A 25,303-nucleotide genomic window follows, 5' to 3' on the forward strand; every position below is an offset into this window, starting at 1 on the left:
TTACATTTGAACCCAATGGACGCTAATTGTATTAACTACGCCGAAACCGGCTTCTTCTCCAAAACTATCGTTAGTTACCTGGATAACGATCCCGAACTGAAAGCTTTTTACAATTACAGGCCCGATTTGGATGGCTTTAAACAACTCATCCAAAACAAAAGGCCCACGCCGGGCAGGCAGCTGCTGGCCGATGTGCTGAGGGAGCAATACGCATCAATAGCGGATACCGGTTTTCCGGTTTCGGATTTGGTGAATGCCAATATTGAATTGCTCAGATCCGAAAATACCTATACCATTACAACCGGACACCAGCTTAATATTTTTACCGGACCTTTTTACTTTATTTTTAAAATAGCTTCGGCTATTAAGTTGTGTAAGCAGCTGAAGGCTGAATTTCCGGATCAGAATTTTGTACCGGTTTACTGGATGGCTTCGGAAGATCATGATTTTGCGGAGATTAACCATACCAACGCCGGTGGCAAAAAAATACAGTGGAACCTTGATGCCGCTGGTGCAACCGGCCGGTTAAATACCAAAACTATCCGCGAAGCCTTAAACCACTACAAGGGGGTGCTGGGCATGGATAACCATGCACCCGAATTAGCAGAGATTGTTGAAACCGCCTATTCGCGCTTTGATCAACTGGCTGATGCTACCCGCTATATGGTGAACGCCTTGTTTGCCCAATACGGTTTGGTGATTGTGGATGCCGATGATGAGCGACTAAAACAGCTATTCGCGCCCATTATTGAGCAGGATATTATAGGTCAGCATAGCTTTAAAAACATATCGGATAGTAACGCAGCCCTGCAAAAACTGGGCGTACATATCCAGGTGAACCCGCGCGAGATCAACTTTTTTTACTTGACCGATGGATTGCGCGAGCGGATTGTTTTTGAACATGGTGTGTACCAGGTTTTAAATTCGGACATTCAATTTACCGAACAGCAACTGCGCCAGGAAATTGAACAACATGCCGATCGCTTTAGCCCCAATGTAGTTATGCGCCCGCTTTACCAGGAAGTGATTTTGCCTAACCTGGCCTACATAGGTGGCGGTGCCGAAATTGTTTACTGGCTTGAATTGAAATCGAACTTCGATTTTTATAAGGTTGATTTCCCCATCTTATTATTACGCAACTCCGGCCTGGTGATCCACAAGGAAGCTGCCGACAAGATCCGTAAGATGGGATTTAAAACCGCCGATATTTTTAAAAGCGCCGACAATTTAAAAACGATGTGGGTAAAGCAGCACAGCCATAACGATCTTACCCTGAAAGAAGAATGGCGCGAACTGCACTGTATATTTGAACGCGTAAAACTGCGCTCCTTTAAAATAGACCCGACCCTGGCCCCTTCCACCGAGGCTATACAGGCCCGTTTAAAACATGCCATAGATAACCTGGAGCGTAAAATAGTTAAAGCCGAAAAGCGCAACTACGACACCCGCCTCAGCCAGATAGATCAAATTAAGAACGCACTATTCCCCAACGGCAGCCTGCAGGAACGCACCGAAAACTTCGGCTTGTTTTATGTAAAATATGGCCGCCAACTGATTGACGACCTGATTGAAAAATTTGAGCCTCTGGATTTTAAGTTTACTGTGCTAACGGAAGGTTGAATAAGAAGCAGGAGGAAAGAGGCAGGAAGCAAGAAGAAAGAAGCAAGTCAAGATTGGTAACGTCCGAATAACCAGGTAGATTTAGCGGGTCCAAATATTCCACCAACAAGTAAATGTAGAGATATGTACATTGTCAATATTCATTTGCACGGTTGTTCATTCCCACATCACTTTCACATCTTCACATTTGCAAATTCGCACATCCGCACATCTGTAAAACTGCTACCTTTGGGCCATGACATTTTCTGAGCCCACCCTCCGCACCTTTACTCAAAACATATTCCTCGCCATAGGTTGCAGCCAGCAACATGCCGAACTGGCTGCCGATGTATTGATCCGCTCTGATATGCGCGGTATCGACTCGCACGGCGTGGCACGCCTGAGTGGCTATGTAAGGCTTTGGGAAAAGAAACGCATTAACGCCACACCCGATATACAGATCGTTCATGAAACGCCTACCACAGCCACGGTTGACGGCGACTCGGGTCTGGGCTTAGTTGTAGCGCCCTTCGCCATGAAGATCGCTATGGAGAAAGCTGAGCAATACGGCTCGGGATGGGTATCTGTACGCAACTCCAACCATTTCGGTATTTCGGGCTACCATGCTTTGATGGCCGTAGAGCGGGATATGATCGGCTTTGCCATGACTAATGCCAGTCCGCTGGTAGCGCCTACTTTTTCAAACGAGCGGATGCTGGGCACCAACCCCATGTGTTATGCTTTCCCGGCAGGTAATTTTCCACCGGTGGTAGTTGATATGGCCACATCCGCGGCGGCGAACGGCAAACTGGAAATAGCACAACGCGCGGGTAAACCCGTACCCGAAGGCTGGATACAGGATCAAGACGGCAATTTCACCTCCGACCCGCACGCCCTGAAAAAAGGCGGCTCCCTGCTGCCCTTAGGCAGCGACCGCGAGCATGGCAGCCACAAAGGTTTTGGCTTAAGCGCAACGGTTGATATCTTATCCGCCGTACTCTCCGGAGCCAACTATGGCCCCTGGGTGCCACCCTTTGTTTCGTTTTTAGATCCGCCAACCGATCCGGTTGGCAAAGGCATAGGCCACTTTTTAGGTGCCATGCGTGTAGATGGTTTCCGACCGGTTGATGAGTTTAAAACCCATATGGATAATTGGATCAGCCGGTTTAAATCAGCAAAAACCGTAAACGGCGAGCCAAGCGTAATTATCCCAGGCGAACCGGAACTGGAAGCCGAAAAAGAGCGATCAAAAAGCGGAATACCTTTAGTGGATGCGGTTGTGGATGATCTGAACGAGCTGGCGGATAGGTTTGGGCTGGAGAAATTGTAATAATATTCTACCTGATATGTCATCGATAGGATAAGAAGAGAAATCTCCTGTAAGCGATTATATACAACAGGCTTATCGCTCGTAGAAGATTCCTCCTACGTCGTATTCTAGGTTTCGAACAATTCCAAATTTAATTTAAAAAAGATATTTTAAGCTGACCTTCGATAGTTTTCAACATACATTTCTCCCCTTTTCACTAAGGAGAACATTCGTAGTATCAGTTTGAATTTTATATTGTTTAGCACCAACCCATATTCTTTATTCTGCATCTTGCGCTCTGCGTATGCCCTGATTTCGGGGTCATGCTGCATAGCTGTTTTAGCTGCCTGGTTAAGTTCCTGTTTCAATTCCTTTTGCGCTAGGTTGCTTGTTCGCCTTCGTCCTTTTTTACTTGTTCCCGAGGTATGCTCAAAGGGAATCACCCCTACATATACAGCATAGTGCCTCGCGTCAGGAAAGCTTGTAAAATTCTCCGTGTAGGCTATGGTCATCCAACCATTCACTGCGCCTATGCCTTTAATGCTGGTGATGATCCGGTAATTCAGATACATCTGCTCATTGCTTTTGATCAGTTCCATGATCCGCGATTCTAGCTCCTTGATATATTCCGAATTGGCATCTCTTTTTTCGTTAGATATACGGACGATCATATCCTGGTTACTTACCTCATACATATGTTTCCGCTCACCAACAGAGCTCTGATATCCAGCACTTTCCCGTACCAATCGTTTACGGAATGAAAGCAAGGTCTTAAGCTCTAAGATTTTATTATCCAACAACTTAGATGGTTCAAGACGCTTGATCTTATCTTCTCCATACTGACCGATCCGGAATGCGTCGGCCCTATCGCTTTTGCCCCTGATCATACCCATCGATTGCTTAATCTCTAGTCCAGGCACCCGCCGATAAGCTATAGACTGTGACTCGCAAAACTGGATGAAACGGTATTCATAACCGCCGGTATATTCCAGTACGATAAACGTTTCCCGTAAATCGATCAGGTTGGTTTTGCACCATTTTTTAAACTTGCCGAATCCTTCACTATTGTTATCGATGTGAACGAACAGCTTACGCTCCGACCAACAGATATCGACCGTCTTTTTTGATACATCGACACCTAAAACAACATTCCATGTTTTCATACGTTTGTGTTTTGATCAATTAATTTAATTGCCTTTTGCCAATCACCTTTGATAAATCAATGGAATTATTCTAGCTGGGCCTTGGGCAATCTTAAAAAGGCAGGGAACTAATACGACGATTGGTTCTAAAAACCAGGAATGACAAAAGTTCACCCTGCCTTTTTTATAACTTATCCACAAACTCTTTAGTTTTTAACACCCCCCTGCACCCCCCGTTTTCAACAATAACAATTGCTATTAATTATTATCTTTAGACCAAAGGGAATGACATAATTGGAGATATACATCACAAAAAATGTCATTTCGATGAGGTACGAAGAGAAATCTTTTACCAGCGATTATCTACAACAGACTTATCACTCATAGAAGATCCCCCTACCTCGGAATGACATAGTTGGATATATATCGCAAAAATGTCATTTCGATGAGGTACGAAGAGAAATCTTTTACGCCATATATACAACGCGCGTAAAAGATTTCTCCCTCCGGTCGAAATGACATTTTAGGAGAAAGGGCGAACTAATCTTTTTAATGTATCCCCCTAAACAACCTGCTCCAACGTATTTTATTAAGGAAGCTTGCGTTATCATCCCAGCTCATCCAGATAAACAGGGCTTTGCCTACAATGTGATCCTCCGGAACAAATCCCCAGAAACGCGAGTCCAATGAATCATGGCGGTTATCCCCCATCATCCAATAGTAATTCATTTTAAAGGTGTAGGTGGTAGCTTTGGCGCCATTGATAAAGATATCGCCGCCCTTTACCTCTAACTTATTGCCTTCATATATCTCTATAGCACGGGCATAGATTGGGAACGTCAGGCTATCCAACTTTACAGTCCAACCCTTTTTAGGAATAATGATAGGGCCAAAATTATCCAGGTTCCATTTATAATCGGGCACCTTATTATTTAGCTTATACACTTTGTATAGCGGGTAAACAGGAAATACAGGGCCCATAGGATCGGTACCTTTCGGAGTAATCTTAGGGCTTATCGATTGTATGTTTGAGTAGCCCTTAAGCGTACTGGCGGCCTCTTTAGTCATCGTCGGGTTTGGATTACTTTCGTAATAGGTAATGTGCAAATCGTCCAATATTTTAGGGTTAAGCTCGGTACTGGCGGTCATGGTGTAGTCAATCTGCTCGCCGGGCGGGTTCGGTGCCGCTTTACCATTTACGTAAACCTGGGCGTCAACCAAACTAAGCGTATCGCCGGGCGTACCCTGGCAGCGTTTAATGTAATTTTCGCGTTTATCTACCGGGCGATACAATGGCGAATCGGCATCCATAGGGTAATTAAATACCACCACATCTCCCTTTTTCACTTCGCTTAAACCGGGTAAACGATAATAAGGTATTTTGATGCCATCCCAATAGGCCTTGGTATTGATGAGCGGCATGGTATGATGCGCAAATGGAAACGCAACAGGCGTCATAGGAGTACGGGCGCCGTAATTCACTTTACTTACAAACAAAAAGTCGCCTACCAGTAAGGAGCGCTCCATCGATGGTGTAGGGATGGTATAAGCTTCAATAAATAAAGTACGGATAAGCGTAGCAGCTACAACAGCAAATATGATAGCTTCGGTCCACTCCTGTGTTGATGACTTTTTTAGTATAGACGTATATTTTTCACGAAATTCAGGACTTGCGGATGGGCCCAAATACTTAGTTTCACTATCAAATCCCCATTTAGGAATAAAATAACATGCTAATACAATTCCTTTGAATTGATCACCAACTTTTATTTTACCGAAAGATTTTAAAACGTCGACGGATATACCTACAGCAACGATAATACCTATACCAGGTATTAAAAGGAGAAACATCCACCATAAAGGCCTGCCACATATCTTCAACATGATGTAGATATTTAAAATTGGAACTAATCCCATCCAACCTGGTTGCCCAGCCTTTTCAAATAGTTTATACCAGCCTATAAAAGGCAATATAATTAACAATATAAAGGCAACAATAAATTCTAATATATTCACTTACTTAATTTTTAAGTTTATTAATTATTTAACATCAAAATTAAACATATCGCTTGCTGTAAAAAATCCTTTTTTATTTTGGATCCATTCGGCAGCTAAAACGGCACCCAAGGCAAAACCAGAACGGTTATGCGCGGTGTGCTTAAATTCAATCATATCCACTTCCGAATCGTAAATAACGGTGTGAGTACCCGGCACGCTATCTATTCGTAACGACTCGATGAGTAATTGGTTAGATTTTACTGCATCAATCGGCTCATCGCCATTTTCTTGCAGTACATTCACCCATTCGGTTTTACTGTCCAGGTTATCTATAATACCTTCGGCGATGGTCATGGCGGTACCGCTTGGCGAATCAAGCTTTTGTACATGATGGATCTCTTCAACCTGCACCTCGTAGTAAGGGTACCTATTCATCAGCTTAGCTAAAATCTGATTCATGTGGAAGAATATGTTTACCCCCACGCTAAAATTTGACGCATAAAGCAACGCATTATTAGTTTTAATGCATTCGTCCTTGATTTGTTGCAGTTGCCCGTACCAGCCTGTCGTACCAATAATAATGGGCACTTTAGCTTCAAAACATTGTCGGATATTATTTAAAACAGAATCGGGCGTACTAAACTCAATGGCTACATCAGCCTTAGTTAAATTATCAACAGTGAGTTCGTCCAGGTTGGTGTAATCTATTTTTAATACAATTTCATGTTTACGATCCAGGGCTATCTGTTCAATTATTTTGCCCATTTTGCCGTATCCCAATAATGCAATTTTCATTCTATATTTTATTTTCTGTTGGTCGTGATGCTATAGCGAGTGGTTATAACCTGTTTGTCAGCCGGATATAATGACAGGCTCATCGTAAAAAGATCGTTATTTTTAATGAAGGAGTAAATGTAGTATTAAAATTTGAAGCGTAAACAGGCGGCGCAGTTATGGATGGCGTAATTTTAAAACTCAGGTTATTATCCATCGAGTACGAATGCATAAATTTAGCTTCCACATAGGCATCAATCATGTTGATACCCCATACGCCTACCATTCCAAAAATACTTAAGTCGCGGTTACGCCTCAGGTTGTCTTTATAATCGTAAATGGTTTGGTCGAGTATATTTGTAATCACATTACCTTGATAAACAGGTAAAGGCTCATTACCTATCCTGCCATGCGCCCGCCATTCAGATTCTTTTAAGAAAAGATTATAGTCTTTCCCGTTCGAATAAATATTAATGGCCAACAGCGTAATACCGGTATAAATGGCCGGCAAGCGCCACCACAAACCATGGCGATTGTAAATTTGCCCGAGCCCAGGGAACATCAATGAGCGCATTACAGCTTTATGCGGGCTGTGGGTACTATCGGGATGATAAACCTTTTCGGGCTTTACCTTGGGCACAAATGGCTTTGAAGTAACAGAATCGCGCACCATATTAAGGCTGTCGGTTTTGCTGCGATGGGCAGGAGGGCGTAATGCCTGGGCTTTAATGCCCAAACTAACAAACAACAGGGCAACAAACAGTAGATACCTGCGCATGCTTACCAATCCAACATTTCAAGGATCCGGCCCAGATCATCTTGCGACAGGAAGGGGATTTCGATAGCGCCCTTACCCTGGTCACTCATTTTAAGCTTAACACGGGCACCAAATTTCGAGGCCAGGTCGTCCTGTATCTTTTGAACCTGGAATGTTAATCCTTCCGGTTTTTTGTTGTCTTTTTTTGCCGATGGACGTTGCTGCTGCATCTCGCGCACCATCTCTTCAACCTTCCGCACAGATAAACCGCCCTGTAAAATCTGTTGGTGGATATACAACTGGCTCACAGGGTCGTTCATGGTAATTAAAGCCTTGGCATGGCCCATGGTAATTTGCCCATCGCGGATGGAGGCCTGTATAACCGGGGGTAATTTCAATAAACGCAGATAATTGGTAACCGTAGACCGGTTTTTACTCACACGTTCACCTAATTCGTCCTGCTTTAAATTACACTCATCAATCATTCGCTGAAAACTCAGGGCTACCTCAATGGCGTTCAGGTTTTCGCGCTGGATATTTTCTATCAGCGCCATTTCCAGCATTTGCTGGTCGTTGGCGGTACGTATATAAGCCGGTATTTGTACTAAGCCTGCTAATTTTGAGGCACGCAAACGGCGCTCGCCTGATATCAGCTGATAGCTATGCGCGTTAACTTTACGTACGGTAATGGGCTGGATGAGCCCTTGCAGCTTGATTGAATCAGCGAGTTCAATTAATGCCTGTTCATCAAACTCGGTGCGTGGCTGAAACGGGTTTACCTCAATCTCACTGATCTTGATTTCATTAACCGAACCCATATCGTTTACCTGCGGGCTACTTGCAACCTGGCCTTTGGTATTAGGTACCTTATCTTCAGAATTATTTAACAGGGCTCCTAAGCCTCTCCCCAAAGCATTTCTCTTTTCAGCACTCATCTATTCTACAGTTGCAATCTTTAAGTTGGATTCATCCCTGGTTAAGCCGTTGTTCCGGATAATCTCGCGCGCCAGGTTAAGGTAGTTAATAGCGCCCTTGCAGCTGGCATCGTGCATAATTACCGATACGCCAAAGCTTGGCGCTTCACTTAAACGGGTGTTGCGCTGGATGATGGTTTCAAAAACCAAATTCTCAAAATGGGTTTTCACTTCCTCAACCACCTGGTTTGAAAGGCGAAGGCGCACATCATACATGGTTAATAAAATGCCTTCTATTTCCAGTTTAGTGTTCAACCTGTTTTGAACGATCTTGATGGTGTTCAAAAGCTTGCCCAAACCTTCTAACGCAAAATACTCGCATTGTACCGGGATGATCACGGAGTCGGCGGCAGACAGGGCGTTGATGGTGATCAAACCTAAAGATGGCGAACAATCGATAATGATAAAATCGTAATCATCGCGCACCTTATCCAGCACGGCCTTCATTTTATATTCCCTGTCGTTCAGGTTAATCATTTCAATCTCGGCACCTACCAAATCAATGTGGGCGGGTAAAAGATCAAGAAATGGTGTATCTGTTTTTTGTATAGCATCAACCGGATGTACATCGTTAATGATACACTCGTAGATACTGTTTTTTATATTGCGTGGATCAAAACCTATCCCCGAAGTGGAGTTAGCCTGCGGGTCGGCATCAACAAGCAGCGTTTTAAACTCCAAAACAGCTAAACACGCAGCCAGATTAATAGATGATGTAGTTTTACCTACACCCCCTTTTTGATTAGCTAAAGCAATAATTTTACTCATTATATATTATTAAATTTACAAAAGGAAAAGCTGGTATTTTTCAAGAACGAAACATTGCTATCCAATGATATAAAAGTCAGGACAATAAATTTGTCATGTCAGCCTCATTCTTGTTCAAAATACACTACTTCAATGGAAACCAAGCAGAATTTTCTATTTTCGCAAAGTTTTAAACCGGGTTAAAGATACAAAATTAAATAATTCGGCGATCTACACCTAACATTAACTTACAAACAAACGATATAAATGGTTACAATTATCGCTGGCACCAACAGGCCCGGAAGCTCAACCCTGAAACTGGCAAAATATTACCAAAAAGTATTAAGCGAGAAGGGTATACAAGCCGATCTGCTATCGTTAACGGAGCTGCCCGACAATTGTATGGTGAGCGATTTGTACGGTAAACGCAGTCCCGAATTTGAAAAAATACAGCAAAGAATAACGGCAAGCGATAAATTTATTTTTATTATACCCGAATATAACGGAAGCTTCCCCGGCGTGCTCAAAATTTTTATTGATGCCTGTAATTTTCCGGAGAGCTTTTACGATAAAAAGGCGGCACTGGTTGGCCTGTCTTCGGGCAAATATGGCAACATCAGGGGTGTTGAGCATTTTACAGGTATCTGTAATTATATCAATTTACATGTAATGGCGCTCAAAATACATATTACTGCCGTTAAGAGTGAGCTAAATGAAAACGCCGAGCTCTTTAACGCCGACACGGTTAAATTTGTACATGAGCAGATAGATAAGTTTATTAAGTTTTAATTGAGGGCTTATTTTGCGATAACACCGCAGCTTTAAGGCACTATTACGGATAGTGTGGGTAGGATAGTTTTAGTTTGTCCGCTGGAATTCCAAACCGTAATTTTTAATAGAATAAAAGCCATCTGCATTGCTGCTTTTCTGATGAAAAACAAACCAGTAAATTACGGCTATAATGGCATCTACTTAAGTTATTGATTATCAATTCCATTTACCTCTCCGTTTTGTCATGCCGACGCGAGGAGGGATTTTCTTAAAGCGTTAAATGTGCATCATATTAGAGGCATTTATTACCAATTCGTTTTTTTCCCCGAAAATCAATATTCATAATTTAGAGCATCGGCACGCTCAATCGCCGCGTGAAGAAGCCCCACCCAACCCTCCCCGGTAGGGAGGGCTCAAAAAGTCTCCCCTACCGGGTGAGATTATGCACTGTGTTTGTTTTTTTGTGTGCATGAGAGCTTACGCTGTTTAGAGGGGGCTTTGGACTGCCCGATCCTTCCACCCACAGGCCAAACCCGGCCCGGCGTGCAGTCTGGCCTTTGCGCACTTTGCCTATCTGCGTTGGGTAATCTATAAGTTCAAAGTGTCATCGCTATTTTTTGGGTGGCTGGATCTTCTACTCATGAAGACATAGAACATTGATAATCAAGAGTTATTTTAAAAATGAGTTCTTAAAACAGTACTGAAATTTCATAAAAATGTCATTATCAAAATCTTGGTTTAGCTTATGACTTACAAATCGATTTTTTTAGTACCCCTACAAAACGTCATAGAGCCTACTTTAAACTAAGTCTTATTTAGCGCTTATCGGCATAACACATCTCATCACTTACCAGTAATCTGCCTGGCAACCAAAAATGCAGCCGCAGCGGCAAGCGCGCCTATGATTACTACTTTAAATGCGCCAACTACGGCGTTTTGACCTGTTACCTTGCTTTTAAAATAACCGAATATAAACAGGCAGATCAAAGTAATACCGCAGGAATAATAAAGGGCCATTTGCGAATTATCAACCAAAAAATAAGGTGAGAGCGGGATAATGCCGCCAACAATATAGGATAGGCCAATGGTGATAGCACTCTGGGTAGCCCGGTTTGCTTCCGGCTTTTCCAGGCCCAGTTCATAACGCATCATAAAATCGACCCATTTATCCTTGTCCCTGGCCATCTCATCGGCTATTTGCCTTTGCAGGGTTTCGGATAAACCAAAGTCGGCAAAAACTTCCATTACTTCGGTTTTCTCTTGTTCAGGAACGCGTTCCACTTCTTCATATTCTCTTTTCAATTCAGAGGTATAGTGGTCGGCCTCGGTACGCCCGGCTAAAAAGCCGCCCAAACCCATGGCTATAGATCCCGCCACAATCTCGGCGATGCCTGCCGTAACTACAATGGCCGACGAGTTGATGGCGCCGCTTAAGCCAGCTGCCAGGGCAAAAGGTACCGTTAGTCCGTCGGACATGCCAATTACAATATCGCGTATCGTATCGGAGCTCTTTAAATGGTTCTCGTGGTGCATCGTTAAAGGTAAGCAGCTTTAGCAGCAGCGGCAACGCCTATCAGCAATTTAGGATTAGTCTTGATATTACGTTATTATTTGAGTTGGGAGTTCTGAGCCGGGAGTCTTAAGTCTTGAGCCCGGAGTCAGGAGTCCTGAATCGGGAGCCTTGAGCCGGGAGCGTTGAGTCCTGAATTTCGCAGGGAGTCGAGGATATGCCTGTCCAAAAAACAAAAAGCCGCCGCTATCAGTTAACTATCAATTCAACTATTTGATATGATGACCAGGATACAGGCGTTAACATTAATTGGCTTGATAACGGCAATGGGCGGTTGTGCCCCCAATAAAAAGGCCGATCAAAGCAAAACCAGTATTGCAACTCATACCGGAACAATTGATTTACCCGCCCCATACGCCACAAAATCAACCAAAGCATACTGTGATGTAATAGGCTGGGATAACAAAACCCCTGTTGCCCCGCCAGGTTTTAAGGTAAGTTTATTTGGCGATAGCCTAACCAATCCGCGTAATATTTATGTGGGCCGCAACGGCGATGTTTTTGTATCGGAGGCTAATACCGAGGTTGGCCTGATTAAGCGATGGGGAGCCGCTCTGCTGGGTATCAGCAAATCGCAATACCTCGGTAAAAGTAAAAACGATATTATTCTGTTCAGGGAGATCAATGGTAAACCTGTTAATATGGGCGTGTTTTTAAGCGGTTTAAACCAGCCCTACGGGATGTTGGTATGGCGCAATTATTTTTACGTGGCCTGCACAGATGGTTTATGGGCATTCCCTTACCACGCGGGCGACACGCGTATTACCGGCGAGGGTAAAAAACTGCTCGACCTGCCCGCCGGTGGTTATAACAACCATTGGACGCGTAACGTGGTTGTAAGCGGCGATAGCACCCATTTATTTGTATCGGTAGGCTCGGGCAGCAACAGCGGCGAACATGGCATGGAAAACGAAGTGCGGCGGGCCGATATTTTACAGATTAAACCGGATGGATCACAAGAGCGGGTTTACGCCAGCGGTTTGCGTAACCCGGCAGGCATCAGCATCAACCCTTTTAATTATGAACTATGGGCCTCCGTTAACGAGCGCGACGATTTAGGCGACGAACTGGTGCCCGATTACCTGACCAGCGTGAGAGACGGCGGCTTTTATGGCTGGCCTTACGCCTACTTTGGCCCACACCAGGACCCTAACCACAAAAATGAACGCCCGGACCTGGTTAAAAAGACGATAGTGCCGGATGTTTCCTTAGGGGCGCATACGGCATCGCTCGGTTTAACTTTTTATACTTCCAAAGTATTCCCCGTTAAATACTGGCGCGGTGCTTTCGTTACCCAGCACGGATCGTGGAACAGCTCGAAACTGGTTGGCTATAAGGTGTTGTTTGTACCCTTTAACCACGGCAAACCCGGCAAGCCGGAGGATTTTTTAACTGGCTTTATAGCAGATTTGGACAAGAAACAAGTACACGGCAGGCCTGTTGGGGTAGCGGTGGCACATGATGGATCGTTGTTAGTTGCCGATGATACTTCAAATAAAATATGGAAGGTGAGTTTGGCCGAATAGGTCCTTACCACCTTCCTCTTATTCCGGAGGACTATGGTATCAATTTAGGCAACAGGGGATAAAATGATACACCCAATTGTAAAATATTGATAGCAGGTGTTTGATTTGCCCGGAATCAAATACCAAGCCTGGCTTGAATCAATATCTTTACAGTTTAAAACCAATATGCAGGGCAGATTTACCAAAACTTTACTTCCGGTTATTTTTTTGCTCCAGTACAGCATGGCCCGCTCGCAATTGCGGGGCGATACCACCAGCTTAGATACCAACAGGCATTTAAACGAGGTTACCGTAAGCGGCTACCTCTCCGAACGGCCTTTGTTAAATATCCCTACATCGGTTAGTGTTTTGAGTGCACAACAATTAAGTTTACAACCCGGCAACTCTTTGGTTACCGCCCTGAATACCGTACCCGGCGTACGTATGGAGGAGCGCTCTCCCGGCAGTTACCGCCTGGCCATTCGCGGCAGTTTACTTCGGTCGCCGTTTGGTGTTCGGGATGTAAAAATCTATTTTGATGAGCTCCCGTTAACTGATGCAGGCGGAAATACCTACCTTAATGCTATCGATGTGAACACCATCCGGGGAATAGAAATATTAAAAGGGCCAGATGGCAGCTTATTTGGCGCTAATTCGGGCGGTGTAGTCTTAATTAAGCCAGCTGATAAACACACAGATGCTGACGTAATAACTGCGGCTGTTAACAGTGGTTCCTTCGGGTTGATACATGAAAATGTCAGTCTGCAAAATCAATCGGGCAATAACTTGCTTCATATTAGCCAGGCCTATCAAGATTACGGCGGCTACCGCCAAAACAGTGGCATGCACCGTAATTACCTGCAATTGGTTAATCAATTCAATTACTCGCCAACCAACAGCGTAAAAGCGGTTGCTTTCTACTCCGATCTCGATTACCAGACTCCCGGTGGTTTAACGCTGACGCAGCTACAGGCCGACCCGAAAGCCGCCCGCCTGGGCACAAAAACAATTCCAGGAGCTACTGATTTGAAGGCAGCCATATACAGCAAAATGTTATTTGGCGGCCTGGTAAATGATATACATTTAAGCAGCAGGTTACGCAATGTGCTTACCTTATCCGGAAATCATGTTGATTTTTCAAACCCATCCTTTACCACTTACGAACAGCGCGACGAAAACACCATCGGCCTGCGTACCTATTTTGAATTATCCGGCACACCGAAAAAAGCTTTCAATTGGAAACTTAACCTGGGCGGCGAGTGGCAGCAAACCAATTCGGCCATCGGCAATTATGGTAATAATCGCGGCGCTAAAGATACCACCCAAACGCGCGACGAGATCCACACCACCCAAAACTTCATTTTTACCCGGTTTGAGGCGCATGTTGCCGAAAAGCTACAGGTTGAAGCTGCCCTGAGTTTAAATAATTACCAATACCAATTTAAAAATCTATACCCGCTGGCTCAAACATCCTTTATTAAAAGACCTTTTAGTACCGAACTGATGCCAAGGCTGGCTTTCTCGTACCAGCTAACAAACGATTTTATCTGGCGGGCGTCCCTGAGCAGAGGATACTCCACGCCTACCACGGGCGAAGTAAGGCCAACCGATCACACCATCAACCCTTCGTTACAAGCCCAGGATGGCTACAACTATGAAACCGGCTTCAGGTTACGAAATAAAGATGAACGCTTTTTATTAGATGCCTCCATATTTTACTACCGTTTAAACAATGCCATTGTACAGTTAACACACGAGGATGGTACCACTTATTATACCAATGCCGGTGGCACTAACCAACCGGGTTTGGAGCTTTATTTTACGGGCTGGTTAATTCAACAAAATTCAACAGGTTTAATCAGGGGCTTACAGTTAAACCAAAGTTATACTTATAGCCAATTTACTTTCAGGGATTACCAGGATGCTACCAAAAATTACACGGGCAATAACTTAACCGGCGTACCTAAACAGGCCATAGTCACAAGTGTTTATTTGCTGCTGCCCAAAAGCTTTTATCTGTTTACCCAATATAGTTTTACTGATAAACTCCCCTTAAACGATGCCAATACGGTATATGCCTCCAGCTACCATTTGTTAGAGGCCAAGTTGGGCTGGCGACACCTTTTAAAAGGAAAAACTCAAATTGAAATTTACGCTGGCGCAGATAATCTGCTCAACCAGAATTATAGTTTGGGTAATGATTTAAATGCCGCCGGTGGGCGCTATTATAACCCGGCACCTTTACGCAATTATTTTGGTGGTGTAGGATTAAGGTATTAAGCTGCTTGTATTTTGCGCAAAGGCGCTAAGACGCAATTTTCTTGAAGGTTTTCTTTGCGGCTCTGCACCTTTGCGTGAATTCAACCTACGAAACCGAAAACTTAATCCATCCTTTACCCTCGTAACCAAAAATAAACTGTTTAGGGTAAATTATTTCGGCCAGTATTTCAACAGAATCCACTATCCGTGGGCCCGACCGGTTAAAGTACTGGTTACCATCAGCAATATATAAACGATTATTTTTTACGGCCTTCATTTCGGCAAAGCCGGGCGCCCATAACAACAGGTCAATTTCTTTCATGGTGCGCTCAATAGAAAACCCGCAAGGCATCACGATCAAAATCTCCGGATCCTGCTCCTGCAATACGCCCCAATCGATATAGGGCGAATGTTTGCCTGCCGTGGTTAATACCGATTGCCCACCTGCAATTGCAACCAGTTCGGGAGTCCAGTTTCCGGCCAGCATCAAGGGCTCTAACCACTCTATACAAGCTACTGTTGGCTTATCTGCAATAAATTTCAACTTATGGCGAATCAGGTCTATGCGTTCATGCATGCTTTCCAATAACTCTACGCCTTGTGCGCTTGCGCCCAAGTTATCGGCTATCCGTTGGATGTCGTTAAATATATCATCCAGGGTATTCGGCTCCAGGGATATGATGTCGGCTTCTTTTTCCAGCAGATTTTCAAGCGCTTCCTCTACATCCTTTAAGCTTACCGCGCATACCTCGCATTGCGCTTGGGTGATCATCACATCGGGATTCAGTTGTTTGATCAGCTCCTGGTTGATGGTATAAATAGACAGCGCATCGGTTAAGATCTCTTTCACCTGCCTGTCGATACCACCACTGTTTGAGCCCGGTATAAATTTAGCTTCAGAGCATACCGGCAAATTTTTAACCGTTTCGGGATAATCACATTCGTGCGAGCGTCCTACCAGCTGATGCTCTAAGCCGAGCGCACAAACAATCTCGGTAGCGGCAGGTAAAAGCGAAATGATTTTTTGAGAAGCCATGATATAAATTTGCGCAAATGTACAAATCTTGTTTATCCCGGCACGGGCAAGTGTTAATTTGTGACCACTATCAAAACTTATGTTAGGCGAAACACATTAACTCAATAACAAAATAACCAATAACAATCCCCGATAATCATCCACAAATAACAAAATAACCAATAACATAATAACTATTCACAAATAACATTTACCCCCGGTAAAAAAACTGTTTACTTTTGCGCCGATGATTTTTTTAACATTTATCCTGGGCCTGGTGGTCAACTTTATTGGATACGTACCTCCGGGCAATATTAACTTGACGCTGGCTCAGATAGCGATAAACCGTGGCAACAAACAGGCCATGTATTTTATTTCGGCTTTTTCGTGTGTGGAGTTTTTTTTTACCTGGTTTATTATCCATGCCGCCAACTGGCTCTCAGGGCAACTAAAACTGAATATTATTATTGATTGGGTGATGATTGTTGTTTTCTCGGCATTGGCTATTACCACCTGGATAAACCGGAATAAGGCACCCAAAACCGATTACTCCAAATATCAAAGTATTAAATATGGTATTATACTGGGTTTTGTTAATCCCATGCAAATACCTTTCTGGATGATTAGCGGAACCTATTTAATTACTCACGGGTGGATATTAACCGGTACCCTGCCCTTAATTATCTTTAGTTTAGGATCGGCCTCGGGTGCGTTTTTATGCCTGTATTTATACGCCAGGTCGGCAAACTATATCCAGGCCAAATTTGAATTGAGCAACCGGATTATCAATACCTGTATAGCGGCTCTATTTTTTTTATTTGCCGCTTATCACCTGGTTAAACAAATTTATTTGCTGTTTTTTAAACACTAACGGTATTACCCGGATAGCTATATGCCGTGTGTGCTTACGCAGGGTTTATAATGACGACCTATTAAGGTGTTGATTATCAGTACTAAATTTCTCTACATTTTGTCATCCCGACGCGAGGAGGGAACTTCTAAAAGCGGTAAGTATGCATCATATTAGGTGCACTGATTATCAATGTGCTTATTTTTGCTTTGATAATCATTGGTTCTTAATTCATGGCATCTAAGGCCCACCAAAATCCTACCCGGCAGTTAGGACTTAAAGTCTCCTTAATAAACCAGTGTGCATAATCTCCCCGAGTCCTGCGTAGGGGCTAAAAAAAGCAGCGGCCTTGTGCGATTCCTTCCCTTGGGAAGGTGCAGGAAGGGGTTTGTACGCCTACCTTGACGTCATCCGTTTTTTCCCGGCCCGCCGGGTCTGTCACTTATATTGATGGCTCTTCGTTTTGTTTTAGCATCCGGATGATCTGAACAAACCTGCGTTTGTAACTTTGATCCATAGTGGTGATGGTTACACCATGCTCTTTACCCGAGGTAGAATGGATAAATTTCACATCGTCGTTTTCGTTATTGGTAATAATCCCAATATGGCCTATTCTGCGGCTTTTTTTGCTTGTGCCTGTAAATAAGATAATGTCGCCGGGTTTGGCGTCTTCCAGTTTCACCTTCTCGCCTACATTAATAAACTCGCAGGATGAACGAGGTACGCTGAAGTTAAAATACTTAAAAACATAACTCACAAAACCCGAACAATCAAAACCGTACAATGGGTTAGACGATGCAGAGCGATAACGCGTACCAATTAAGGTTTGAGCAAAATATAAAAGATCATCAGGGCAAACATCATCGGGACTACAAACTGTTGCTGCTGGATGAATTTTAACGTTATCGCCTTTAGGTAAAGGTTTAACAAAATGGTTAAATGTAAATAAGAGGGAAAACAGTAAACACTTCATATTTTGATATCGCAATATATTGCATTTATATTACAGTTCAAAATTTAAGCGAGCAGATTTCAGGGATATCATTAGCACACAGGGCACTATAATAGGTGATAGTAGACACTCCATTTACCTTGAATACACATTAAGTTAAGCAGCTTACGCCAATTTGCAGAGTTCGTCGCGCGGTGCCTCTACAGCTGTACTATCGCCTCCCCTATATATGAAAACACAATAAATACACTCATTATCAATCCGATATCAAAAAGAAATGGCGTGCACATCTGATCCTCTCTTGAGGGGTGGCAACGCTATTAAGTTAAGAAATTGGTTGATTATTAAATGATAATCTATCTGCGCTTTATATTCGCTCGCATAGTACACACCCCTCCGCCCCTCTCGAGAGGGGAATCGCACAGGCCTTCGTTTTTTTAATTATCTCATTGATAATGAGTGCTTTTTTCCAGATCTCCTCTTGAGAGGGGGCGGGCTAGGCGGTGCGGCTGCAGGGGTGTGTTTCGTCGTGCGACGAACTCTGTAACTCGCTGTTAAACTGCTTGACTTAATAGCTTTGGAGAGGAGCCGCGATGTGTTCCCACACAAGCGATTATATAGATCGTGTTTTTACATTACCCACCTTTATCACAAAAGGCCCGGAGTGTTTATATTTTAACTCCGGGCCTTTCTGTCGAGGTTTTATTCGAGCAATAACTCGTCTGTGTCGTCGGTCAAACTGAGTTGAATATTGTCACTGCCTGCTATGCCTTCTATCGATCCGCGGATATGGGCCGCGTTCAGCATTACTTTTTCCAGCTGTTTTTCGCGGGCTTTCCAAAGCTTCTCCATCGCATCGCGCTCCCGCTGTATAGATAAACGCATACTCATAAACCCTTCGCGAATGGCTTTCCATTGTTCAGAAAACTCGCTGCCGGTTAAATAATCATACAGCAGGTGCATTTTATCGCCCTTGTTCTCCTGCGAACGGGTGGAGTTATACAAGCGGATAATGCCATCGCGCAATACGTAAGCCACGGCCTTAGCCTCCTCGAACGAGCAGATCCAAACGCCGTCCCGTTCACCAAAGCAGTCCATGCCTTTAGGATAACATTGGGTTACAATAACGGCCACATCCACGCCGTTGGCGCGCATGTCTTTTTTTAATTTCTCAATCCAATCGCCGCCAAAATCCTTGGTGCGTTTGCTTTCATAAATAATGCGGCCACACTCCTGCCCAAACTGGTTACGGATCAGCTGAATACAATCGGCCCCGCGAACGCCCTTCCCAACCTCGCTGATCACATCAAACGGAAAGCTGTTACGCAGCAACTCTTCCAGTATCAGCTCCTGCACTTCGCCCTGTAATTGCATGGAGCCTTGCTCGGCTTTGCGCTTCATTTCCTCTACAAGTTTGCTTTGATCTTCAATTCTCTTCTTGTATTCCATAATCTGCAACTGGTGCTCGGTATCCTTCATCAGGGTTTTTTCATGCTCCTGTTTACGGATCTGATCTGCTAATTCCGCGCGTTGCTCCTGCAGTTTACGCTGTAGGTTAAGCTCCATCTCCTCTTCACGGGCTTTCAGTATTTGCTCTTTTTGCAAAAACTCCAGTTCCTTTTGTCGCGATAGCTTTAATTTTTCTTCGGCATCTTTGTTACTGCTTTCCAGCATGCGCAGCTTGTTTTCAAAATCGGTTGCTATGGTTTTACGCAGGCTTTCTTCCAGGCTTAACTGTAGGTTTTTTTTCTCCTGGTTTAGCTTCTGCTCAAATTGTAACAACTGCTGCTGTTCCTTTTTACTAAATTCATCCAGCTTACGCTGGTACTCATCTTCTTTTTGGCGGGTAAAGGTTTGCATCTTTTCGCGCAGCTCCTTTTTATATTCCTCGGTCATGGCTTCCTCTAACGGAAACACATTACCACATCCGGGGCACTTAACTTCTGTTGCCATAATTGTTATTCGTATTATAAATAAAGAGGCTGATTCACTCCCTGAATACGCACCGCAAAGGTGCTACTTTTTTCGCTTAGCCGTTGATACGTTCCATATTTTTTCTGCCTTGCGGCCGATGAACCAGAAAGAAATGGCCAATATGGCAAAGAAAAGCGGTTTGTTGGTGTTCGACCAAAAATATTCGAAGTATTTGGTATAGATCAGGATGATGAGAAATGTAATGCCGAACTCGCGGGCTATTACATCGTTATTTTTTAAACCGTATAGCAAAAAGCCGACAAAAAATATCGCCGCAATGATGCCCCAGTAAAATAAGGTAATTTGCTTTACGGGCCACCACTGGTCAAAATTGGCATAATTACCAACGATAGACAAGAACCAGAGCGACATAAACAGGTATAATAAGCCGGCGATATAAGTAATATCGGCAAAATGCTTAAACCAGGTTTGTCGCTTTAAAGTTGCTCCTGCCGTAACTATAACTATGCCGAACAATACAAAGCGCAAAGGATAATTCATCCCTAAAAAATAATAGCCCCAATGGGTTTGGTAACCTGTTTCGCTGCCGAACCAACTCCCCAGGGAAACTAATGCGAATAACCAGATCAGCCGCGAATCCATATTCCAGGCTAACACTCCGTAAACAAATACTGATACTAAGAATAAAATAGAGTAATGGCCCGACCCATTATCGAAGGTTTTGCCCAGGTAGGCGATACATAGCGCGGTGAACAATACGGCCATAAACGTGACAGCCTCGTTACTGAAAACCTTCTCGGGCGAGATGCGTTTGAGCCGCCTGCCCCACAAAAACAGCGAAGCGGAAACTATACCCGATAGGATGCTGATGACGATGTTGGGCGTATCGTATAGTTTTTTGATATAGTTGAGGAAAGCATCATCAATGATGAACCAGCCGAAGGAGATACCGCCGCAGATCAGCGCGATCCAGAAAGAATATTTAGCCAGGCGCATCCAATCGAATCCTTTAACATCATAAGAGCTTCGTAAGGTATCGGCAACCAGACTGTCAATAAAGCCTTCGCGCTCCCAATGTTTAATAGCACGACTTAAAAATTCGCTCTCTTGCTTATCCAGATCAAGTTTTTCCAAAATGGCCTTTTTTTAATTGATTAAAGATAATTCTTATTGGATAGAATGTTTGAATTATTTGCGATGGATGGAATTTTGGGGCGAAAGAGGTTTAATCGAAGTTAGTTATAGTGTGATATGAATGCTATGAACGGAGCAATTACGAATCCTACATGGCAGAATTGTAGTTCTTGATTGATAAAATTGGCCCACAGATTCAATAACACATATCAGTCAGCAATAACTCATCGTATTTCTTGTCTGGTAAGTACAACCAGGCAAACCTTACAACAAAGCCAAAACACTCTCCCTGTCTTTAGCCAATTGTAGCTTCAGCTCATCCAGCGAGTTAAATTTAATATCGCTGCGCACAAAGTAGTGAAAATTCATCCGGATAGACTGGTTATAAATATCGCGGTCGAAATCAAATATATTCACTTCGATGTTGCGCGTCATGCCGTTGATGGTTGGGCGGTGCCCTATATAGGCCATGCCTTTGTAGGTTGCTCCCTCTACTTCTACTGTTACCGCAAAAATGCCGTCGGCGGGTATCAGCTTATACGTCTCTTCTATCAGGATGTTTGCCGTTGGATAGCCAATCTGGCGGCCAATCTGGTCGCCACGGATAACTTTCCCGGTAATGAAAAAAGGATAGCTTAAAAACTGGTTGGCCAGGCTGATATCATCGCTCAATAAAGCGGTGCGAATTTTGGTAGAACTTACGGCAACATCGTTAATATCCTGTTCGGGTATTTCAATCACCTCAAAATCGTAGATCTTACTTAAACGTTGCAGGTCTTCCAGGCCGCCTTTCCTGTCTTTGCCAAAACGATGGTCATAGCCTATTACAATTTTTTTGATGCCGATTTTGGCTACCAGGATATCATGGATATACTCCAGCGCCGAAAGATTTGAAAAATCCCGCGAAAACGGTGTCACTATTAAATGATCTACGCCTAATCCCTCCAAAAGCTCTGCTTTCTCGTTAATGGTAGTGATCATTTTCAGGCTCTGATCTTCTGGATTCAATATCATCCGCGGATGCGGAAAAAAAGTGAGTATCACCGTTTCGCCGCCGCACTCCTGGGCAAGCTCCTGCAACTTGGCAATAATTTTACGGTGGCCGGTATGTACACCATCAAATGTACCAATGGTAACAACCGCGTTTGTGATTAACTTAAACTCGTCAATACTGTTGTAAATCTTCATGTATCCCGCAGAGAACTAAAATGCAAAAATAGATTATTTAAGCAATTCCGGTTGAGTTTTTAATTCGCGGATATGCTCAACAAGCTCCACCACTTCAAAAGCATCCTCAATCCTGAAACTACCGCTACGGGTACGGCAAAGGTTTGAAAGGTAAGCGCCATTATTAAGCGCCTTGCCAAAATCATTCACCAGCGACCGGATGTAGGTACCCTTGCTGCATACCACTCTGAAATCAACCTCGGGCAATTCAATCCGTGTTATTTCAAACTCGCTGATGGTTACAAAACGCAGGCGCAGCTCCACATCCTCGCCGCGGCGGGCCTTTTCGTACAGTCGCTCGCCATTAATCTTCACAGCCGAATGCGCAGGCGGATATTGCTGAATATCGCCTGTAAACTGGGCACAATTAGCACGGATCTGCGCTTCGGTTAAACTGCCCGGATCGAATGTTTCATCCACATCGGTTTCCATATCGTATGATGGTGTGGTGGCGCCTAATATCATGGTGCCCGTATATTCCTTCTCTTCGGCCTGAAAGGTATCTATCTGCTTGGTAAGTTTACCAGTGCAAATAATCAACAGGCCGGTAGCTAATGGATCGAGGGTTCCGGCGTGGCCAACCTTCAGTTTAAGAGGTTTGAGGGTATTGCGTATTTTGCCTACTACGTCAAAGCTCGTCCAGTTATAAGGTTTGTTAACCAGCAGCAGTTCGCCCTGGGTAAAGTTAAAGTCGCGGAATTTTGAGTTTGGGGAATCCAAATGATGATGGTAAAAAATGAATCACAAATATAGTGATGCTATTAAACTAAAATATCGAATAATGACGGGCATTATTCGATATTCTATCTATCAATTAAAGTAATTTAAGCAGTAAGGTGGCCTGTATAGTACATTACAATTAATACAATGCCTGCCAGGATACGGTAAAAGCCAAACAACTTAAATCCTTTTTTCTCCAAAAAGGTGATAAAGGTTTTGATAGCCAGCATGGCCACAATAAAAGCGATAATGTTACCAACAACCAAAAACTTTATTTGCTCGCTGTTAAACAGGTGCTCGTGCTCTTTATGATAATCCCAAATCTCTTTCAGGGTAGCACCAAACATGGTAGGCACCGCTAAAAAGAACGAAAACTCGGCAGCAGCAGTACGGCTCAGCTTTTGGCTCATACCGCCGACTATGGTAGCTGCGGAACGCGATACGCCGGGAATAACCGCTAAACATTGAAAAAAACCAACTTTTAAGGCTGTTGCATAGCTAATATCTTCTTCCTCCTTAACGGTTGATTGTTTAAACCATTGGTCAACAAACAATAAAATAATACCACCTACTAAAAGCGAGCATGCTACTACCAGCGGGCTTTCCAGCAGCATATCGATCCTCTTTTTGAGCAGTACACCAACAATTACCGCAGGTATTACACCTACTACGAGTTTGAAATAAAAATCGAGCGATTTGAAGAAACGTTTGTAATACAATACCACAACCGAGAGTATGGCTCCTAATTGTATCACCACCTCAAACAGCTTTACAAAATCTTCCTTGCCTATGCCCATAAAAGCGCTGGCAATAACCATGTGCCCGGTTGATGATACAGGCAAAAACTCCGTGATACCCTCAATAATAGCGAGGATAATTACCTGGATAATGTTCATGCTTTGTTTTCAGATTTTTGGAAGATAGCGAAAAACCCGATGGCAAAGCCAGCCAGAACTGTTAAAGGCGCCAATACGATTTTACGAAAATCGTAAATATCGGTTGTACCCATCATTAAAATAAAGCCCAGTATAACTACGGCTATAGCCAGTAAAAAAACGCGGTAATTGTTTTTTCCAAAAACAAATTGTGCTGGGGCCGATTCTGGCCGTGGCTGTTTTGCTGCCGCCGGGGCAGTGTACTTTGCTGTGTATTTTTGTGCCATTATTATCTATATAGATCGTAAATTTTTAAACGTAAGAATTTGCTTACAGCCAGGTAGGTGCTGAAGGCTGAGATAAATATCCCCAAGCCTATTACTCCCAAAAACACGATACCGAACTCGGTATAATTTTGAAGGATAACCAGATCCGGAATTTGGATGGTAGCCAGGTATAACATACCTATCAATAAAATAATGGCTATTAAGCCGCCCAATAAACCATGCCATATACCGTATAATAAAAACGGCTTACGGATAAAGCCCTTGGTTGCGCCCACCAACTGCATGGATTTGATTAAAAACCGCTGCGAGTAAATGGCCAGTCTGATGGTGTTATTGATAAGCGCCACCGATACCACCAGGAAGATACCGGCAAAAGCCAATATCACCAAACTGATAGAGGCCAGTTTCTGGTTCATTAAATCAACCAGGGACTGTTGATAGATTACCTCCTTAACCAGCGGATTTTTTTGCAACTGCGCCTTAAACTGCGCTATATTGGCATTGTTGGCGTAATCGGCCTTCAGGTAAACATCGATGGATGATAATAAGGGGTTATAACCTAAAAACTTCACAAAATCCTCGCCCAAATCTTTTTGTAAGTTACGGGCGGCAAGCTCTTTACTTACATATTGCGTATTTTTTACAAAGGGGTTGGTATCCAATTGTTTTTGCAGTTGCAGTACATCGGTTTCGCGCGCGGCATCGTCAACAATAATATTGAGTACGATATTCTCTTTAACGTAGCGCGATAAATTATTGGCATGTACCAATATCAAACCCAAAAGCCCGATCATCAACAATACCATTGCAATACCAAATACGGTTGAAATGTATATCGCCTTGGTTTTTTTTGCCGATATGCTGGCTTCAAATTCTTCCATAGTTTACCTAAATATTCGCGAA

22 protein-coding genes are annotated in these 25,303 nt (G+C 43.6%); 6 read left to right on the forward strand and 16 right to left on the reverse strand.

Annotated features, from left to right (window positions below; genetic code table 11):
• The first annotated feature begins 15 nt into the window (after window positions 1–15).
• Together bshC and MUCPA_RS05890 are read left to right on the forward strand one after the other, a co-directional pair.
• A complete protein-coding gene (gene bshC, locus MUCPA_RS05885; RefSeq protein WP_008505046.1) occupies window positions 16–1,620 on the forward strand; it encodes a bacillithiol biosynthesis cysteine-adding enzyme BshC in 1,605 nt (534 codons plus the stop codon).
• 235 nt (window positions 1,621–1,855) lie between these two features.
• Window positions 1,856–2,929, forward strand: a complete 1,074-nt coding sequence (locus tag MUCPA_RS05890; RefSeq protein WP_008505049.1) for an Ldh family oxidoreductase — start codon at window positions 1,856–1,858, stop codon at window positions 2,927–2,929.
• 149 nt (window positions 2,930–3,078) lie between these two features.
• Here MUCPA_RS05890 and MUCPA_RS05895 read toward each other — a convergent pair whose 3' ends face one another.
• The 6 genes from MUCPA_RS05895 to MUCPA_RS05920 form a co-directional block, all read right to left on the reverse strand.
• Window positions 3,079–4,071, reverse strand: coding sequence for an IS110 family transposase (locus MUCPA_RS05895; protein WP_008505051.1), 993 nt, complete (start codon window positions 4,069–4,071; stop codon window positions 3,079–3,081).
• A gap of 528 nt (window positions 4,072–4,599) precedes the next feature.
• The gene (gene lepB, locus MUCPA_RS05900; RefSeq protein WP_008505053.1) at window positions 4,600–6,066 is read right to left on the reverse strand and encodes a signal peptidase I; all 1,467 of its coding nucleotides are present in this window, start codon (window positions 6,064–6,066) and stop codon (window positions 4,600–4,602) included.
• A gap of 24 nt (window positions 6,067–6,090) precedes the next feature.
• Complete coding sequence (gene dapB, locus MUCPA_RS05905; protein ID WP_008505054.1) at window positions 6,091–6,843, reverse strand: 4-hydroxy-tetrahydrodipicolinate reductase; 753 nt, start codon at window positions 6,841–6,843, stop codon at window positions 6,091–6,093.
• A gap of 79 nt (window positions 6,844–6,922) precedes the next feature.
• The gene (locus tag MUCPA_RS05910; protein WP_008505056.1) at window positions 6,923–7,600 is read right to left on the reverse strand and encodes a DUF5683 domain-containing protein; all 678 of its coding nucleotides are present in this window, start codon (window positions 7,598–7,600) and stop codon (window positions 6,923–6,925) included.
• 2 nt (window positions 7,601–7,602) lie between these two features.
• Entirely contained in the window at window positions 7,603–8,514 is a 912-nt protein-coding gene (locus MUCPA_RS05915) for a ParB/RepB/Spo0J family partition protein (RefSeq protein ID WP_008505058.1), read from the reverse strand.
• A complete protein-coding gene (locus MUCPA_RS05920) occupies window positions 8,515–9,321 on the reverse strand; it encodes a ParA family protein (protein WP_008505060.1) in 807 nt (268 codons plus the stop codon). It abuts the gene before it with no gap.
• Between the two features lie 246 nt (window positions 9,322–9,567).
• Between MUCPA_RS05920 and MUCPA_RS05925 the strand changes: the two genes are divergently transcribed.
• The gene (locus MUCPA_RS05925) at window positions 9,568–10,089 is read left to right on the forward strand and encodes an NADPH-dependent FMN reductase (RefSeq protein WP_008505062.1); all 522 of its coding nucleotides are present in this window, start codon (window positions 9,568–9,570) and stop codon (window positions 10,087–10,089) included.
• Between the two features lie 825 nt (window positions 10,090–10,914).
• On the opposite strand, the gene MUCPA_RS05930 is transcribed toward MUCPA_RS05925, so the two are convergent.
• Window positions 10,915–11,604, reverse strand: coding sequence for a VIT1/CCC1 transporter family protein (locus tag MUCPA_RS05930; protein ID WP_008505063.1), 690 nt, complete (start codon window positions 11,602–11,604; stop codon window positions 10,915–10,917).
• Window positions 11,605–11,859: 255 nt separating this feature from the next.
• Between MUCPA_RS05930 and MUCPA_RS05935 the strand changes: the two genes are divergently transcribed.
• Both MUCPA_RS05935 and MUCPA_RS05940 read left to right on the forward strand, forming a co-directional pair.
• Complete coding sequence (locus tag MUCPA_RS05935; RefSeq protein WP_157543825.1) at window positions 11,860–13,167, forward strand: PQQ-dependent sugar dehydrogenase; 1,308 nt, start codon at window positions 11,860–11,862, stop codon at window positions 13,165–13,167.
• A gap of 165 nt (window positions 13,168–13,332) precedes the next feature.
• Window positions 13,333–15,426, forward strand: coding sequence for a TonB-dependent receptor (locus MUCPA_RS05940; protein ID WP_008505065.1), 2,094 nt, complete (start codon window positions 13,333–13,335; stop codon window positions 15,424–15,426).
• An 85-nt stretch (window positions 15,427–15,511) separates the two neighbouring features.
• Here MUCPA_RS05940 and MUCPA_RS05945 read toward each other — a convergent pair whose 3' ends face one another.
• Complete coding sequence (locus MUCPA_RS05945) at window positions 15,512–16,441, reverse strand: cobalamin-binding protein (protein WP_008505066.1); 930 nt, start codon at window positions 16,439–16,441, stop codon at window positions 15,512–15,514.
• 226 nt (window positions 16,442–16,667) lie between these two features.
• Here MUCPA_RS05945 and MUCPA_RS05950 point away from each other — a divergent pair, with 226 nt between their 5' ends.
• Window positions 16,668–17,291, forward strand: a complete 624-nt coding sequence (locus MUCPA_RS05950; RefSeq protein ID WP_008505067.1) for a LysE family transporter — start codon at window positions 16,668–16,670, stop codon at window positions 17,289–17,291.
• 421 nt (window positions 17,292–17,712) lie between these two features.
• Here MUCPA_RS05950 and MUCPA_RS05955 read toward each other — a convergent pair whose 3' ends face one another.
• From MUCPA_RS05955 to MUCPA_RS05990, 8 genes are all read right to left on the reverse strand, one after another.
• On the reverse strand, window positions 17,713–18,243 hold the full coding sequence (locus MUCPA_RS05955) for a C40 family peptidase (RefSeq protein ID WP_008505068.1): 531 nt from the start codon (window positions 18,241–18,243) through the stop codon (window positions 17,713–17,715).
• A gap of 681 nt (window positions 18,244–18,924) precedes the next feature.
• Window positions 18,925–20,175: a DUF2130 domain-containing protein gene (locus MUCPA_RS05960; protein ID WP_008505069.1), complete on the reverse strand. Its 1,251-nt coding sequence runs from the start codon at window positions 20,173–20,175 to the stop codon at window positions 18,925–18,927.
• Window positions 20,176–20,238: 63 nt separating this feature from the next.
• On the reverse strand, window positions 20,239–21,291 hold the full coding sequence (locus MUCPA_RS05965) for a DUF2157 domain-containing protein (RefSeq protein ID WP_008505071.1): 1,053 nt from the start codon (window positions 21,289–21,291) through the stop codon (window positions 20,239–20,241).
• 264 nt (window positions 21,292–21,555) lie between these two features.
• Entirely contained in the window at window positions 21,556–22,479 is a 924-nt protein-coding gene (locus tag MUCPA_RS05970; RefSeq protein ID WP_008505074.1) for a bifunctional riboflavin kinase/FAD synthetase, read from the reverse strand.
• A gap of 33 nt (window positions 22,480–22,512) precedes the next feature.
• Complete coding sequence (gene truB, locus MUCPA_RS05975; RefSeq protein WP_008505076.1) at window positions 22,513–23,238, reverse strand: tRNA pseudouridine(55) synthase TruB; 726 nt, start codon at window positions 23,236–23,238, stop codon at window positions 22,513–22,515.
• A gap of 104 nt (window positions 23,239–23,342) precedes the next feature.
• A complete protein-coding gene (locus tag MUCPA_RS05980; RefSeq protein WP_008505078.1) occupies window positions 23,343–24,134 on the reverse strand; it encodes an undecaprenyl-diphosphate phosphatase in 792 nt (263 codons plus the stop codon).
• Window positions 24,131–24,400, reverse strand: a complete 270-nt coding sequence (locus MUCPA_RS05985; RefSeq protein WP_008505080.1) for a DUF3098 domain-containing protein — start codon at window positions 24,398–24,400, stop codon at window positions 24,131–24,133. The genes MUCPA_RS05980 and MUCPA_RS05985 overlap by 4 nt, the downstream gene beginning before the upstream one ends.
• A gap of 2 nt (window positions 24,401–24,402) precedes the next feature.
• Window positions 24,403–25,281, reverse strand: a complete 879-nt coding sequence (locus tag MUCPA_RS05990; protein WP_008505082.1) for a cell division protein FtsX — start codon at window positions 25,279–25,281, stop codon at window positions 24,403–24,405.
• Window positions 25,282–25,303 lie beyond the last annotated feature (22 nt).

It is taken from the genome of Mucilaginibacter paludis DSM 18603 (assembly GCF_000166195.2).
Lineage (GTDB): Bacteria > Bacteroidota > Bacteroidia > Sphingobacteriales > Sphingobacteriaceae > Mucilaginibacter > Mucilaginibacter paludis.